The organism is Peribacillus saganii, from assembly GCF_003429095.1.
GTDB classification, from domain to species: Bacteria; Bacillota; Bacilli; order Bacillales; family DSM-1321; genus Peribacillus; species Peribacillus saganii.
On the sequence record NZ_QVTE01000051.1, the window covers coordinates 96,029 to 110,152 of the forward strand.

Annotated in this window: 10 protein-coding genes; 2 read left to right on the forward strand and 8 right to left on the reverse strand. The window is 41.2% G+C overall.

The window, feature by feature from the left end; all coding sequences use genetic code 11:
* Nucleotides 1-48 precede the first annotated feature (48 nt).
* The gene (locus tag D0469_RS17355; protein ID WP_117327983.1) at nucleotides 49-915 is read left to right on the forward strand and encodes a hypothetical protein; all 867 of its coding nucleotides are present in this window, start codon (nucleotides 49-51) and stop codon (nucleotides 913-915) included.
* A 685-nt stretch (nucleotides 916-1,600) separates the two neighbouring features.
* Here the strand turns inward: D0469_RS17355 and D0469_RS17360 are convergent.
* Together D0469_RS17360 and D0469_RS17365 are read right to left on the reverse strand one after the other, a co-directional pair.
* Nucleotides 1,601-2,968 (reverse strand): MATE family efflux transporter, encoded by a 1,368-nt coding sequence (locus D0469_RS17360; RefSeq protein WP_117327984.1) that lies wholly within the window; start codon nucleotides 2,966-2,968, stop codon nucleotides 1,601-1,603.
* Between the two features lie 341 nt (nucleotides 2,969-3,309).
* Entirely contained in the window at nucleotides 3,310-3,864 is a 555-nt protein-coding gene (locus D0469_RS17365; protein ID WP_117327985.1) for a GNAT family N-acetyltransferase, read from the reverse strand.
* Nucleotides 3,865-4,022: 158 nt separating this feature from the next.
* Here D0469_RS17365 and D0469_RS17370 point away from each other — a divergent pair, with 158 nt between their 5' ends.
* Nucleotides 4,023-5,006: a threonine ammonia-lyase gene (locus D0469_RS17370; RefSeq protein WP_117327986.1), complete on the forward strand. Its 984-nt coding sequence runs from the start codon at nucleotides 4,023-4,025 to the stop codon at nucleotides 5,004-5,006.
* Between the two features lie 338 nt (nucleotides 5,007-5,344).
* Here D0469_RS17370 and D0469_RS17375 read toward each other — a convergent pair whose 3' ends face one another.
* The 6 genes from D0469_RS17375 to cdaS all read right to left on the reverse strand — a co-directional run bounded on the left by D0469_RS17375 (nucleotide 5,345) and on the right by cdaS (nucleotide 14,015).
* On the reverse strand, nucleotides 5,345-5,746 hold the full coding sequence (locus D0469_RS17375) for a secondary thiamine-phosphate synthase enzyme YjbQ (RefSeq protein ID WP_117327987.1): 402 nt from the start codon (nucleotides 5,744-5,746) through the stop codon (nucleotides 5,345-5,347).
* A gap of 531 nt (nucleotides 5,747-6,277) precedes the next feature.
* A complete protein-coding gene (odhB, locus tag D0469_RS17380; RefSeq protein WP_117327988.1) occupies nucleotides 6,278-7,534 on the reverse strand; it encodes a 2-oxoglutarate dehydrogenase complex dihydrolipoyllysine-residue succinyltransferase in 1,257 nt (418 codons plus the stop codon).
* Between the two features lies 1 nt (nucleotide 7,535).
* Nucleotides 7,536-10,394, reverse strand: a complete 2,859-nt coding sequence (gene sucA, locus D0469_RS17385) for a 2-oxoglutarate dehydrogenase E1 component (protein ID WP_117327989.1) — start codon at nucleotides 10,392-10,394, stop codon at nucleotides 7,536-7,538.
* Nucleotides 10,395-10,716: 322 nt separating this feature from the next.
* Complete coding sequence (locus D0469_RS17390) at nucleotides 10,717-11,484, reverse strand: dioxygenase family protein (protein ID WP_117327990.1); 768 nt, start codon at nucleotides 11,482-11,484, stop codon at nucleotides 10,717-10,719.
* A gap of 193 nt (nucleotides 11,485-11,677) precedes the next feature.
* Nucleotides 11,678-12,769: a tRNA 2-selenouridine(34) synthase MnmH gene (mnmH, locus tag D0469_RS17395; protein ID WP_117327991.1), complete on the reverse strand. Its 1,092-nt coding sequence runs from the start codon at nucleotides 12,767-12,769 to the stop codon at nucleotides 11,678-11,680.
* Between the two features lie 631 nt (nucleotides 12,770-13,400).
* On the reverse strand, nucleotides 13,401-14,015 hold the full coding sequence (gene cdaS, locus D0469_RS17400) for a sporulation-specific diadenylate cyclase CdaS (RefSeq protein WP_117327992.1): 615 nt from the start codon (nucleotides 14,013-14,015) through the stop codon (nucleotides 13,401-13,403).
* Nucleotides 14,016-14,124: the final 109 nt, after the last annotated feature.

A 14,124-nucleotide genomic window follows, 5' to 3' on the forward strand; every position in this document is an offset into this window, starting at 1 on the left:
TATAGAGTGCACATTTCGAAAAAGATAAATAAAAGAGGTGATTCAATTGTGAGGACAGCTTTATTTTTCCTTATCTTCTATTTCTTAATAAGTGAGCCGGCAAAAGCCGCCCATCCCTTAAACTTTATAGAAAATTATGACAACCCTATCAGTTTTAAGGTTGAAGTGCTGCCCTGGGAAATAACCAATGACATATTGCCTAAGGGTACGGTCTTTACCATTATAGATGTAGAAACCGGCTTACAATTTAAGGTTCAAAGACGAGCAGGAAGGAACCATGCCGATGTGCAGCCTTTAACGAAGAAAGATACAAAAATTATGAAAATGATTTACAACGGAAGATGGAGCTGGCAGAGAAAAGCGATAATTGTCCTTGTTAACGATCAAATGATTGCCGGTTCCATGCATGGGATGCCACATGGTGCGGGTGCTCTTACAAATGGTTTTCGCGGACATTTTTGCATTCACTTTTTAGGCAGTACTACACACCGCTCACGAAAAACAGAGCCATTGCATCAATTGATGATCTTAAAGGCTGGCGGCAAGCTGGATGAATATATAGATAACCTTACACCTGCTGAATTAATAACAGTGTTTTCCCACGCTGTTAATTTGCATGATATGACAATCATTCATCAAATTTTGGACTCTAAAAAGAATGATATGAAACTAAAACAGGACCTGAATCAAATCATATATATGTCGGCAACAGTGCTGCATCATGAAAATATTAACGATACCATGATGCTCACTGAAATACCGGTAAAAGTGGAATTAAAACGGAAAAATCAGCCTAAGGAAAGAAATGTAATTAGCTTTGTAATCAGACGGAGTAGTTTGACCGACAGGTGGTATCTTGATGGCAGCTGTCTAGAAAGAGAGTTCAATCCACCGGAAGAAATGGACAGGGAATAAATTCTCTTTCCCTTATCTATTTGGCCATAAGGGAATTGTTTTGGATCTAAAGTAATCCGTATTAACAAACTTAATACAACCAGATTTGCTAAATTTCACATTGTAGTTTATGTAATTTAAAAGCGGTAAGCAAAAAGACAATTAACTGTGCATATCCATAAACCGCTAGCTAAGACAGGAGCGTTTCCATGACTGGAAAATTTTATAAAGCATAAAAAAGCCTGTATCGTTAATTCTAACTAACCAACGATACAGGCTTATAACGTTTGTACTCTTATTTATTTTTGTACATTTGCATAAAAGCTTCTAAAATTTCAATACCTTGGAACGTTAATAAACTAATGGCAGTAAACGAGAAAAATCCCATCATGATAAAGCGCATCCACATCATATAAATTATCCTCCTTTGCTGATAAAGTAATTACCTACTTATTCGCAAAGGACTGAAACCAAGATAATTCCCCTGAAAAAGAACAGGTGTGAGCAATATAAACCTCCTAATATTGCCGATTTGAAGAGAGCATAGAACTCGGGCACCCTGGATTACGCTTATAAAAATGAGACACGGTATGCAAAGCTGCCGCTATTTCTTGCTTTCCGACCTGATCACTGGAGGTGTTATCATTACTGCACTAATTTGCTTTCACATTATTTATCAATTTTTTATGAGCTTATCTAAAAATCTTCACACCTGTTTTATCTGTACGCTCTGAAAATACCTTTTTTGGACGTATATAAGCCTTGCTGATAAGGCAATCCCGGCTGCAAGCAATCCTGCAGTCAAGCCGATCCAATAGCCTGAAGCTCCCAGCTTGGTATAATGGGCAAGCAAATAACCAACCGGCAGGCAAATGAGCCAATAGGCGATTAAAGTCATGATAAAGGCAATATTGACATCTTTATATCCTCTCAATGCTGCCAGGGCGGTTGCCTGGATGGCGTCCGAGATTTGAAAGAACAGTGCGTAAATTAAAAAGTGGGCCGTTAACGCGATTACGGCCGTCTCGTTTGAATAAATGGCCGCAACTTCATACCTGAAGAAAACTACGAGCAGGCCTGTTACAAAGGCAATTAAAATGGAAAGGTTAATACCAAGCCAGCTGTAGGTTTTTGCATCCTTATACCGGCCGGCTCCTACCTCAAATCCCACTAGAACGGTTTGCGCCATTGAGATGCTCATCGGAATCATATAGATGAATGCAACAATATTCAACGCTGATTGATAGGCCGCAATCGTCGTAATATCATACTTACTGATTAGAATCATTACGACTGCAAATATGCCCGATTCAAAAAAAATCGAAAGTCCCATCGGCACACCAATTTTTAAAATCTCAGTGAACTTATCGGAGTCAAATTGCTTAAAGGCAGCTAACGTTACATAGGGAGAAAAAGGTTTTTGTGTCTTTACGATGAAAGCCGTTAGCCCGGCAATTAGCCAATAAGTAATGGAAGTTGAGTAACCAGCCCCTGCCCCGCCAAGCTCCGGAAAGCCCCAGTTTCCAAAGATAAGTACATAGTTTAACATGAAATTGACAGGGAGTGAAGACAGGAGGATGATCATCACGATTCTGGTTTTTCCCAGTGCATAAATAAAGGATCTTAGAACATTAAAAATAAATAGCGGAATGATTCCATACGCCAGACCGATCAAATAATCACTGGCGATCTGCTGAACATTGGCATCCAAATCCATTATCCCCAATATCATTTCCAAAAAGAGAAATCCGGCCAAGATCACCAACACAGCAATACCTAATGCTAGGTATACTCCATGTGCCAGCACCACAGACACTTCCTTATCTTTTTTCTGGCCAAAACGCTGTGCAGCAATGGGTGATACGGCAAGCAGTATCCCGCTTAGCCCTGTAAAAACCGGATTCCAAATCGCTGAACCTATCCCCACCCCGGCCAGGTCAGACGGATTGTATTTCCCTGACATAACAGTATTGAAAAAAACCATGGAAAACATCCCAAGCTGGGTAATTAAAATAGGGATCAGCATAATAATTAATTGCTTAATCTTCTCTTTGTAAGTAAATGTTTCATACATAAGCAGCTACTCCTTGAATAGTAAAAAATAACAGCAAAAGTTAATTATATGCCATATTGCCTGCTTTTAAAATATCCCAATCATGTATTTTTTTGTATGTAATCTTGCCATTAAAAGAAAATTATAGATGAAGATATTGGGATTCACCTGGAAAGGACTGCACGCTATTTAAACATAGGGAAGCCCAGATAGCCATTTTCAGTTCACTGGCATGCCTTTTTTCTTAATGGATTCATTTTTGATGTTTTTTGTAAAGATTTTTCCAAATTAGCTTTTTAGGAGACCCCCTGGCATTTTTTAGCAACCATTCAAATGGTATAAACAAAACCGATTCAACGACATTACCTTCGACGGAAAGACGCCTTATGAAAGGATTCAATATACTTGAAAAGTTCTTGGCCTGTAAATGTAACCTTGCCACCTTTTTGCAAACTAATATACATGGCCTGATATAGCTCGGGAACCCAAATGTATTGATGGGTATAATCTTTTAGAAGAAGATAACCGCATTTTTCCCAAAATCGTATCCGTGCGATATTGTCAATAATTTTTTCACTTTCAACCTCAATCAGAATGGTATCAAATTTCTTATGTGCAACGGCCCATTCCCTTATGTATTTGTTCAATCCCTTTCCGATGCCGCGGTTTTGATATTCCTTTTCAACGGCCAAATAGTCAATCAGTAAAATCCGGGAATCTCTTATCGATCCTGTCAACGCCATCGCAACGGTGTGTGTCCCTTCTATTACAACATGCAGAGAACAAAGACGTTTGGCAAACATATTACGGATGATAGTTTCAGGCTTTGGTGAATGATTCTTAAATGCCTCAAAGTAAATATCCTTTACCATATCCCATAAATCTTCGTTCCATTGATCAGTTGTAAGGAATTCCATAATGTAAACTCTCCTTTATTACCCTCTCGAAAATAGCTAAATGCTAAGTTGAATGCCTTATAACTAAAAGTTACAACCTTATAACTTATATGTATTATCTGCCAGCTAAGTGTAAGAGATAACATATAAGTAAATTCTTTATTAAGGAGTTGGTCTTTATGAATCATACAACAATTACCCTGCAGGAGATAATACAAGCTCATCAACGTATAAAAAATTATATAAGACATACACCTTTAGAGTATAATGTTGAATTTAGCCGTTTATACGGAGCAGAGGTTTATTTAAAATTGGAGAACCTCCAGGTTACGGGCAGCTTTAAGCCCAGGGGTTCCTTTAATAAGCTATTGGCTTTAAGCCATACGGAGCGAAAACGCGGTGTTATTGCTCCTTCCGCAGGCAATCATGGAATTGGATTGGCTTATGCAGCTAATCAATTAAAGGTTCCAGCGCATGTTTATTTACCGAATGAAGCCGATCCAAGCAAAATAAATGCATTGGAAAGCTATGGTGCCGCTATTACTTTTTTTGAGTCGATTGCGGATGCACGGCTGGCAGCAGTAAAAGATGCCCAAGAAAAAGGCTATACCTTTCTTTCCGCCTATAATGACCGTTCAGTGGTTGCTGCAGGCGGCACTGTAGAATTAGAGATTTTAGATGATTTATCTGATGTAGAGGTAGTCATCACCTGTTTGGGTGGCGGGGGACTTACACCTGGGATTTGTGTGGCTCTCAAATCGATAAATCCGAAATTAGAGGTATGGGGAGTACAAACAAAGAATAGTCCGACATTCGCTGTTTGGTTTCAACATGCTAAAACGGTACCTGTGAATTTAAAGCCATCGATAGCGGAAGGATTAAGCGGACCAATCGAGCATCATACTATGACATTTCCTATCATCCAAGAACATATTGACCGAATCATAACAGTTACAGACGAAGAGATTATGGAAGCCATGACTACTATGCCGAACTATCAATATATTATTGAACCTTCTGGAGCAGCAGGATTAGCTTCATTAAAACAAAATGGCGGGGAATTAAAAGGACGAAAAGCTGCTATTGTCGTTACTGGCCGCAATATTTCTTGGACCAGGTTCAGTTCTTTCATTTCCAATAGAGTAAGTTATGCTAAGCAATAACTCATCTCAGTTCCCTTAAAGCCATCATTCCTCCAGCTAAAACGGAGGGATGATTTTGGTTGTCCTGCCGTTATGTTCAGCTATTTCCAAGCAGTTTTTGATAAAATAAACATCACATCAACTACCTCTTACTGAAAGCCTCTCCCCTTTTTCCGGCACGAATATTGGGATTTGCTTTATTTCATTTGAGGTGAATATGCAGCTTACTGGCATCGGCGGCATGAATGTTAATTAATTTTTAAAGGAACTGAAAAACAATCTTTTTTCCTCCGAGCACAAAAATTTACCAATCTCAATAGGCGGCTGTAAATAAAAAAAGCCCGCCGCAGCGAGCCCCATCACCCTTCAACTATTTTGATATAAAACTCCCGCTCCCTTGGTCCATCAAATTCACAGAAATAGACCCCTTGCCATCTGCCAAGCAGTAGCCTCCCCTCATGGACAATCAAATGCTGGGAAGCACCCATTGCGCTCGCTTTCATATGTGCAGCCGAGTTTCCTTCATCATGTTTATCCTGCGTTAAGTTCCAGGGATACATTTCATCAAAGCGGCGAATCATGTCGCTTTTTACATCCGGATCGGCATTTTCGTTAATGGTGATCCCAGCTGTAGTATGGGGGCAATAGACAATAGCAGCAGCTTTGCTGAATCCTGCCTCTCGGACAAACTCTTGAACTTCTGTTGTGATTTCAATCATTTCGTCTCTTTTTGAACTGGAAATTTTATATTTTTTAATCATCAACTTGTAACCTGCCTTTTGTAATTAGTTTCTATCTATCCTTTACCCCAAACTGGGTTTTTGAAATCAATCTCCTGGGATGGTTTCTGTCATAGCTATCCGGCAGTAGCCTATTTGGTTGGGATCAGTCCGCTTTACTTCCCTTCTTTTTGCTTAATTTAAGTCTTCACCACCAGTTTGTCCATTTCCCTTTGAAAAACCGTACCTTCTTCTTTGTTGAGTAATTTCTCTTCATAACGCAATTTATGATACATGTTTTTTAACTGTTTAGTCTTATTTGTTGAAACCTGTTTATTGTATTTGTGGAAAACTGTTGATTCTAACTTATCGTTTACAAAATGTTAAAACAAGGTATTTCAACCTAAATTTAATTGTTGTTCCAAAAAAACTGTACGTTTTTTACCATTCCTTTAGTCTTATATCCTCACAAAATAATAGAGCTAAGTGAAGAGTCTGATTTGTCTGATTTTAGCGAAAATAAAAAATGCACCGCCACTGTAATAAGTGACGATGCTTTTGGTTCTTAATCTATTATCCTTCTAGTAAAAGCTGTTCTGGATCTTCAAGCAATTCTTTCACATTTACCAGGAAGCCTACTGCTTCTTTACCATCAACGATACGATGATCATAGGAGAGGGCAAGATACATCATTGGTCTGTTCTCCATCCGCTCGGAATCAATAGCGACTGGACGAGTTTGAATTTTGTGCATGCCAAGGATTCCTACCTGAGGTGCATTTAATATCGGCGTTGATAATAATGAACCGAACGTTCCGCCGTTTGTGATCGTAAATGTACCTCCCTGCAGGTCTGAAAGGGCAAGTTTATTGTTTCTTGCTTTGACAGCAAGCTCGCCGATTGACCGTTCGATATCGACAAATCCCTTTCTATCTGCTTCTCTCACAACCGGTACAACCAAGCCTTCATCAGTGGAAACAGCCACACCGATGTCATAGAAATTCTTTTTCAGGATATTCGCACCCTGAATTTCAGCGTTCAGCAATGGATATTTCTTCAGGGCGCCAATTACCGCTTTTGTAAAGAATGACATGAAACCAAGTTTAACTCCATGCTGTTTAAAGAAAGCATCCTTGCGGCGGTTCCTCAGCTCCATAATGGCAGTCATATCAACCTCGTTGAATGTGGTAAGCATTGCCGCGGTCTGCTGTACTTCCACCAGACGTTTTGCAATAGTCTGGCGTCGGCGAGACATTTTGATAACCTCGATACGGTCATCAGAAGTAACAGATGCTGCTTGGGCCGGTACAGGTGCTGGCTTGGATGCCGGAACACTTTGCTGTGCAGGGGCACTTGCGGCAGCCTCCACATCTTGTCTTCTTACTCTGCCAAGAGGGTCGGCAACAGATACCTCGCTTAAGTCGATCCCTTTTTCACGGGCAAGCTTTCTTGCTGCCGGTGAGGCGATTGGACGCTGGCTGCTCACAGGTTTTTCTTCCTGCTGTACTGTTGCCTCATGTGGTACAGCTGATTCAGGCTGAGCAGAAGGCGCAGATGTTTCAGCTTGAGACGGCTGGGATGGAGATGCTTGGGCGCCGGCTTCATCTACGATGGCAATTGCCTGTCCAACTTGTACCGTATCCCCTTCTTCTGCAAGCAACTCCTTCAGCTGTCCAGCGTAATCTGAAATGATTTCTACGTTTACCTTGTCTGTTTCCAGTTCTACGATGTAATCCCCTTTTTCAATTACATCTCCCGGTTTTTTCAGCCATTGGGCGACTGTCCCTTCAGATATCGATTCAGCTAGCTCGGGTACCTTTACTTCTGCCATCTTACTTTTCCCCCTCTTGATTACGAGTTATTGCTTTCGTTATGATTTGTTGCTGTTTCATTTTATGTGCATTTGGATCACCCTCAGCCGGGCTGGATCTACGCTTTCTTCCTACATAAATGACTGGGACTATGTCGTTGCAGGCACTAATCAGACGCGGTTCCACAAATGTCCATGCACCCATATTTTTTGGCTCTTCCTGGACCCAGAAAATTTCCTTCAAATTCGTAAACTGCTTCAAAAGTTGCTGAATGTCCTGGTATGGGAATGGATATAGTTCTTCAATCCGGATGATGTGCAGCCAATCCAGATCTTCACGTCCCGTTACTTGAGCGCTAAGATCGACCGCGATTTTCCCTGTACAGAAAACAATCCTTTCGACTTTTTCCGGATTTGCTCCAAGCCCCGGCTGCTGGATACATGGTTTAAAATCTCCCTCAGTAAATTCAACAGGGTTTGATGATGTAAGCGGGTTTCTAAGCAGGCTCTTTGGTGTCATAATGACAAGCGGCCTGACCTCTTCCATTTCAAGTACCTTTGCCTGTCGTCTTAAAATATGGAAATACTGGGCTGCAGTGCTAAGGTTTGCAACCGTCCAGTTATTTTCTGCAGCAAGTGACAAGTATCGCTCCAGGCGTCCGCTTGAATGCTCTGGCCCTTGTCCTTCATACCCATGAGGCAGCAGCATAACAAGCCCTGATTTCTGCCCCCATTTAGCGCGGCCAGCAGCAATAAACTGATCAAAAATTACCTGTGCTGTATTGGCAAAATCTCCATATTGCGCTTCCCAGAGAACGAGTGTTTCCGGAGAGAAAACATTATATCCATATTCAAATGCCAGCACAGAAGCCTCTGAAAGCGGGCTATTATGCACTGCAAACGAAGCTGCTACACCTTCCAGCTGATGCAGCGGAGAATATTTTTCGCCTGTAGAGCTGTCATGCAGCATTAAATGACGCTGGGCGAAGGTACCACGCTCTGAGTCCTGGCCTGTTAAGCGGATTGGCGTCCCATCCTTAAGAATGGTAGCAAATGCAAGCGTTTCCGCCTGGGCCCAGTCGATCTTGCCGTCCGTACCGAACGCATCCAGGCGGCGGGACAGGATCTTGCCGAGTTTTTTATTTATCTGGAACGATTCAGGCCATTTCACAAGATTTTCATTTACGGCCTTCAGTTCATCATTGGTAACTGAGGTTTCAAACTTTGGAATACCGTGCTCGACTGTTTCCGGCGGATTCAACTCATTAGCTTCCTTTGGTTTGTTGCCGGACACTTTGCCGTAAGCCGTTGAAAGTTTTTCCTCTACCTGTGCTTCAATTGCTGCTACTTCCTCACTTGTCAGCTCTCCTGCCTGAAGAAGCCGCTGGGAGTATACTTCCTTCGTTGTCGGATGTTTGTGCACAAGCTCGTACATTTTTGGATTTGTTACTAATGGCTCATCCATCTCATTGTGTCCAAAGCGTCGGTACCCGATTAAGTCTATGAGGAAATCCTTTTTAAAAGCAGTGCGGTATTGGTAAGCAAGCTGAACTGCTGCCATGCACGCTTCCGGATCATCCGCATTGACGTGGACAATTGGGATTTCAAATCCTTTTGCCAGATCGCTTGCGTATTTTGTAGATCGGGAATCTTCGCTCTCAGTGGTAAAACCGATCATATTATTAGCGATTATATGAATGGCTCCGCCCGTTTGGTATCCTTTCAGCCGGCTAAGATTTAGTGTTTCAGCTACAATTCCCTCGCCAGGGAATGCAGCATCGCCATGGATCAGAATGGCAAGTGAACGGGAAACATCCTGTGCTGGGAAACCAGCTTCCTTTCTATTTTCTTGAGCAGCTCTTGTGTATCCTTCCACAATTGCTCCTACAAACTCAAGATGGCTTGGATTATTTGCAAGCGTCAGTCTGGCTTTAATTGTATTTTCCCGTGTGATTTGCTTATCAAGACCTAGATGGTACTTTACATCACCGGTCCACCCATAGTTGATGCCAATAGAACCTTCAGAAGGTACTAAATCCTTATTTGGTGAATGCTGGAATTCAGAGAAAATAATTTCATATGGCTTGCCGAGTACATGGGCCAGCACATTTAACCGGCCACGGTGAGCCATCGCAATATTGACATTAGTTGTGCCATTTTGAACAGATTCAGAAATGATGCCATCCAGGAGCGGGACTAACGTATCCAGCCCTTCAATCGAAAATCGTTTCTGGCCAACATAAGTACGGTGCAGAAATTTTTCAAAGCCTTCCACTTCATTTAAGCGCTTTAATAGTAAGCTCTTTTTTTCTTTGGACAGCTTTGGAAAAATATTTCCTGATTCCACAGCATCCTTAAGCCATTTTTTCTCGTTTAAATCATTTACATGCTGAAACTCGAAAGCGATTGTACTAGTGTACCGGCCTTTCAGGTATGTAACGGCTTCGAATGCATTTTTAAGGTCAGAAGGCGGATTTTCCATTACAAAAGCTGCCGGGATACTTTTTAGATCCGCTTCAGTCAAATTGTAATTTGATAGCTCTAATAGCTGTGTATCCATTTTGCTTTTTGTCAGCGGATAGATATCAGCTGCGTGGTGGCCATATGTACGTATATGGTCAGCTAATTTAGTCGCGGCAATGATTTTCTGGATATCCGGCAATCCTGCCTGAGGAGCATTGATTGCATGTGTTGCTGTAATGCTTTCCTCTTCATTTTTTCTACTACCTTCTAATACCGGAGCACCCCATGCCTCAAATAAGGCTGCAAGCTCCGGTTCGACCGCCGCTGTATCCTGCAGGTATAAATCATATTGCTCCATAATATAGCCAAGATTCGGACCTGCAAAGCTTTTCCAAGGATCAGCTTTTTTGTTGGTCATTTCAAAAACCCCCAACTTTTCTCAAAATTAGTTAGTAATTTACACATTATTTAGAAATAGTTATTTAAAGCGAAAATTCTTAATAATTAAGTATAAAACGCTTCCAGAAATTATATTACATGATTCTAGTTAAATATTCAAAGGTTTCTCACTTTTTTATAATAGAAACTAAAGGGTTGACCTGACATTTTTTATTACTTTAAGAAATAGTATTTAATTCTATTTGTACCTGCTAGATTTTGAAGTATAAAAAAATGAATGCATACCAAATATTCTGCTTTCGTCCCCATCCCAGCTTTAAAGGAATACTAACTGCTCATTCTTAAAATTTCCAAGCAGAAAGGCTTAAATTTCCGTACTGGAAGCTGCGATGAAGTAATTCAGGTTTACGCTTATGGTTACCTGCTCCCATAGCAATCAGCAGAGGGGCAAAATGTTCCTTTGTGGGCACAGCCAGGCTGGCAAATGGGGCAATCTCCTCAAAGTTCAATAAACTTTCCATATCCCGCTTCAGAAGTTTTTCCTCGATCCAATGTTCAAAAGTTACTGCCCACCCTTCAGCAACCTCCATTCCCACAATGAATTGCTCAGGGTTGTGGACTATGCCGCCACTGCCGATAACCAGCACATTTTGCCTCTTTAAAGATTTCACTGCCTTTCCAATCTTGTATTGGGCCTGGTTTGAGAGGGCCGGGTTTACCGAAATTGATACAACTGGAATGCTTGCATCTGGATACATGATTGATAAAGGAACCCAAACTCCGTGATCAAGGCTTCTATCATTCTTTAACTCTGCCAAATAACCTGACTTCGCAAACAACGTAAGCAAATGGTCGGAAATATCTAAATCTCCTTTTGCCGGGTATGTAATTTCATATAATGAATCCGGAAAACCGGCAAAGTCATGAATTGTACTATGGTTTTGTACAGCTGTAACCGATAGGCTGCAGCTTTCCCAGTGGGAGGAAAAAATGACAATCGCTTTAGGTTGATCCATGTTTGCGGCAAGATTTTTTAAAAATTCTGTATAACTATTATTTTCTATAACAAGTGATGGAGCTCCGTGGGCTAAAAACAAAGAAGGCATCATAAAAAAACTCACCGTGTCCTTTCTAGCGTGAAAAATGAATCCTCTATTCCTTTTTCCTCATGAGGCTTTGTACTAAACATGGATAGGCCAGAAAGAATGCTTATAATCCAAAGAGAAAGACCCTGCTCTTTTATTAAAAAGACAGGGTTAAAAGTGAGTTTTGTATTTTCTGAAGAACAGAAATTGAATAAGCTTACTTAGTTATTTGGTTTTTTTGCAAAATTTCTTCTGGCATAGCATAGCCCGCGTTTTGCAATATGTGTTCAAGCTGTTTAGCGGCTGCTTCAATTGAGTCTGCATTGACAACAGTAAGCCTGTCGGCAAATTCCTTTTCCTTATGGTTGTATCGTGTATCATAATAATAAACATACAAAAGTTCAATCAGCTTCCGATAATCCTCATTATTTGCTGCACGAGTTATCTCCTGGATTATCTCTGGGTTATTGATCCTTTTTAAAATATTTCGAAGGGCCAATTCAACTTTATCCTTGAACCATTGCTCATCCTGAAACTGTTCTACATACTCTTTATAAGTCCGTTCCACCCTTTTTTCGAGCGATGCTTCTACATGGATGTGGAGCGCGTTCTCCCTTGCGGCCACCATAAAGTCTGGCTGGACCGCATGCCCGATCCGCTTGCTTTCCGCCTCCATCAGAAAATAATCTGCGTCCTTCAGGTTACGCAGTTCCTTAAATAGCAAAGAATCGAATATCTTCTGATTATGAGGTTTTCCAAGACCAAAAGAGCCGAAGACAGATCCGCGATGGTTCGCAATTTCCTCCAAATCGAGTACCGGGTACCCTTTTTCACTCAGACTCTTTAAAATAAGGGTCTTCCCCGAACCGGTCATCCCATGTAACACAACAGCGCGGGCAGGCAGCATATCTTCCATTGTTTCTAAGATATACTTCCGGTAGGCACGGTACCCTCCTGTTACCCGAGCAACGTTTAAACCCGAAAATACAGCGAAGCTTGCAACTGATTTACTTCTCATGCCGCCGCGCCAGCAATACACCACAGGTTTTTTGCCAGTTTCTATTAGTCCTCTGATTTCTCCGAGCAGTTGCGGCAGCTTCGGCGCTACCGTTTCCATCGCCCTCCACTTGGCCGCATCTGAGCCTTCCACTTTATAGAGCGTTCCTATTTCCTGTCTTTCCTCATTTGTAAACAGTGGTATATTAATTGAATCCGGGATGGATCCTTCCTCATATTCAATCGGTGAACGAACGTCTATAGCAATAGCGTCAGGGTGCTGCAAAAGCTCTTCTATTGTCCATTCCTTCATAGCCATTGCCCCTTTCCTTAATATCATTATCTATTATAAACCAGAAATCCCGCATGACAAACCCCATGACCCTTTTAGTAAAGAAACAGCCTCTTTTGAAAAAAAGCTGTCATTACAAATTACATGCTTGGAGTTAGCCAATTCAAGATTGTTTGTGCTCATTAAGCATTAAAATATTAATGGTCCGTTTAAAGAGTTTTAAGCTTGGCGAGCGTTTTTCCCCGCTTCTCACAACTGTCCAGCCCGTTATTTGGCTGGTGAAAGACCCCAATCTTTCGTCCTCTTTCGAATGTTCAGGAATCGAGAAAGGCTTCAGGCAAGAATACTTATTGGCACAGGAGCATTCGTCCGCCAATCTCGTATTGAATCTCTTTTAGCCTGCAATAAAACATAAAAAACCTCTCCTAATGAATCCAGAGAGGATAATAAGTTATTTTTTCAGACAGAAAGCATTTAGAAAAGAACACTAGAATAACTAGACATAATTATTCCCTAATGCAATTTTCCAGCTAAAAAACATTTTTATGATTTAAATGCCGAAAAACAGGGTTAGTAATTCATTTCTCAGAATTTTATTACCTTCAATATAATATCGTATTTAGAAGACACATTGGCACAGCTTCCAGTAAAGCTACATGGTAATAGCGTGAAGTCCACCACGGGAAGCAAAGGAAATTCTGCCAGTTTCCTCAGAGACTACAATCGCTACCGCATCGGTATGTTCAGTAATACCCATCGCCGCACGGTGGCGGGTTCCAATCTTTCTTCCTTCAGAAATTTGTTTCGATAATGGCAGGACATTGGCTGCAGATACAATAATATCTCCCCTGATCAAAACCGCACCGTCATGCAGGGGACCACCTGGGAAAAATATAGTTTCCAGCAACTGCTGGGTCGTTTCCGCAGAGACAGGGACACCATTCTGTAAAAAAGGATCTAGAAAATCTTCCCTCTCAATAACGATCAGTCCTCCCTGCCGTTTCCCCGCCAGAACTCCTGCGGCTCCTGCAATGCTATTTCCCTTCTTTGTATATGGAGAGAGATACGACTTTAAATAAAAAGACGAGGCCAAACTTTGAGCTGTCGAAATAGACTGTGAAAGTTTTTCAAACTCTGTAAGCATACAGCAGTCATCTGTCCGTAAATGTTCGGTTAACCCTTCCGACATTTTCGTTATACCTTCGAGAAGCGGTTTAACTTCCTGTTTAAATATTTCCTGAAGCTCTTGATAATTACTAATATGCATGTCTATTCACCCTGATTTTGGTTTAAGCATTTTGTGATTCATAAGGATAGGTTACACATTAACTGGAAATTTTAATCATACTTTCATACAAGTCCTATCTGCACAATAC

Bases quoted from the DNA above. Each gene is read 5' to 3' on its own strand.
- D0469_RS17360 (WP_117327984.1), bottom strand. From the start codon at position 2,968: ATGTATGAAACATTTACTTACAAAGAGAAGATTAAGCAATTAATTATT.
- D0469_RS17365 (WP_117327985.1), bottom strand. From the start codon at position 3,864: ATGGAATTCCTTACAACTGATCAATGGAACGAAGATTTATGGGATATG.
- D0469_RS17370 (WP_117327986.1), top strand. From the start codon at position 4,023: ATGAATCATACAACAATTACCCTGCAGGAGATAATACAAGCTCATCAA.
- D0469_RS17375 (WP_117327987.1), bottom strand. From the start codon at position 5,746: ATGATTAAAAAATATAAAATTTCCAGTTCAAAAAGAGACGAAATGATT.
- odhB (WP_117327988.1), bottom strand. From the start codon at position 7,534: ATGGCAGAAGTAAAGGTACCCGAGCTAGCTGAATCGATATCTGAAGGG.
- sucA (WP_117327989.1), bottom strand. From the start codon at position 10,394: ATGACCAACAAAAAAGCTGATCCTTGGAAAAGCTTTGCAGGTCCGAAT.
- D0469_RS17390 (WP_117327990.1), bottom strand. From the start codon at position 11,484: ATGATGCCTTCTTTGTTTTTAGCCCACGGAGCTCCATCACTTGTTATA.
- mnmH (WP_117327991.1), bottom strand. From the start codon at position 12,769: ATGAAGGAATGGACAATAGAAGAGCTTTTGCAGCACCCTGACGCTATT.
- cdaS (WP_117327992.1), bottom strand. From the start codon at position 14,015: ATGCATATTAGTAATTATCAAGAGCTTCAGGAAATATTTAAACAGGAA.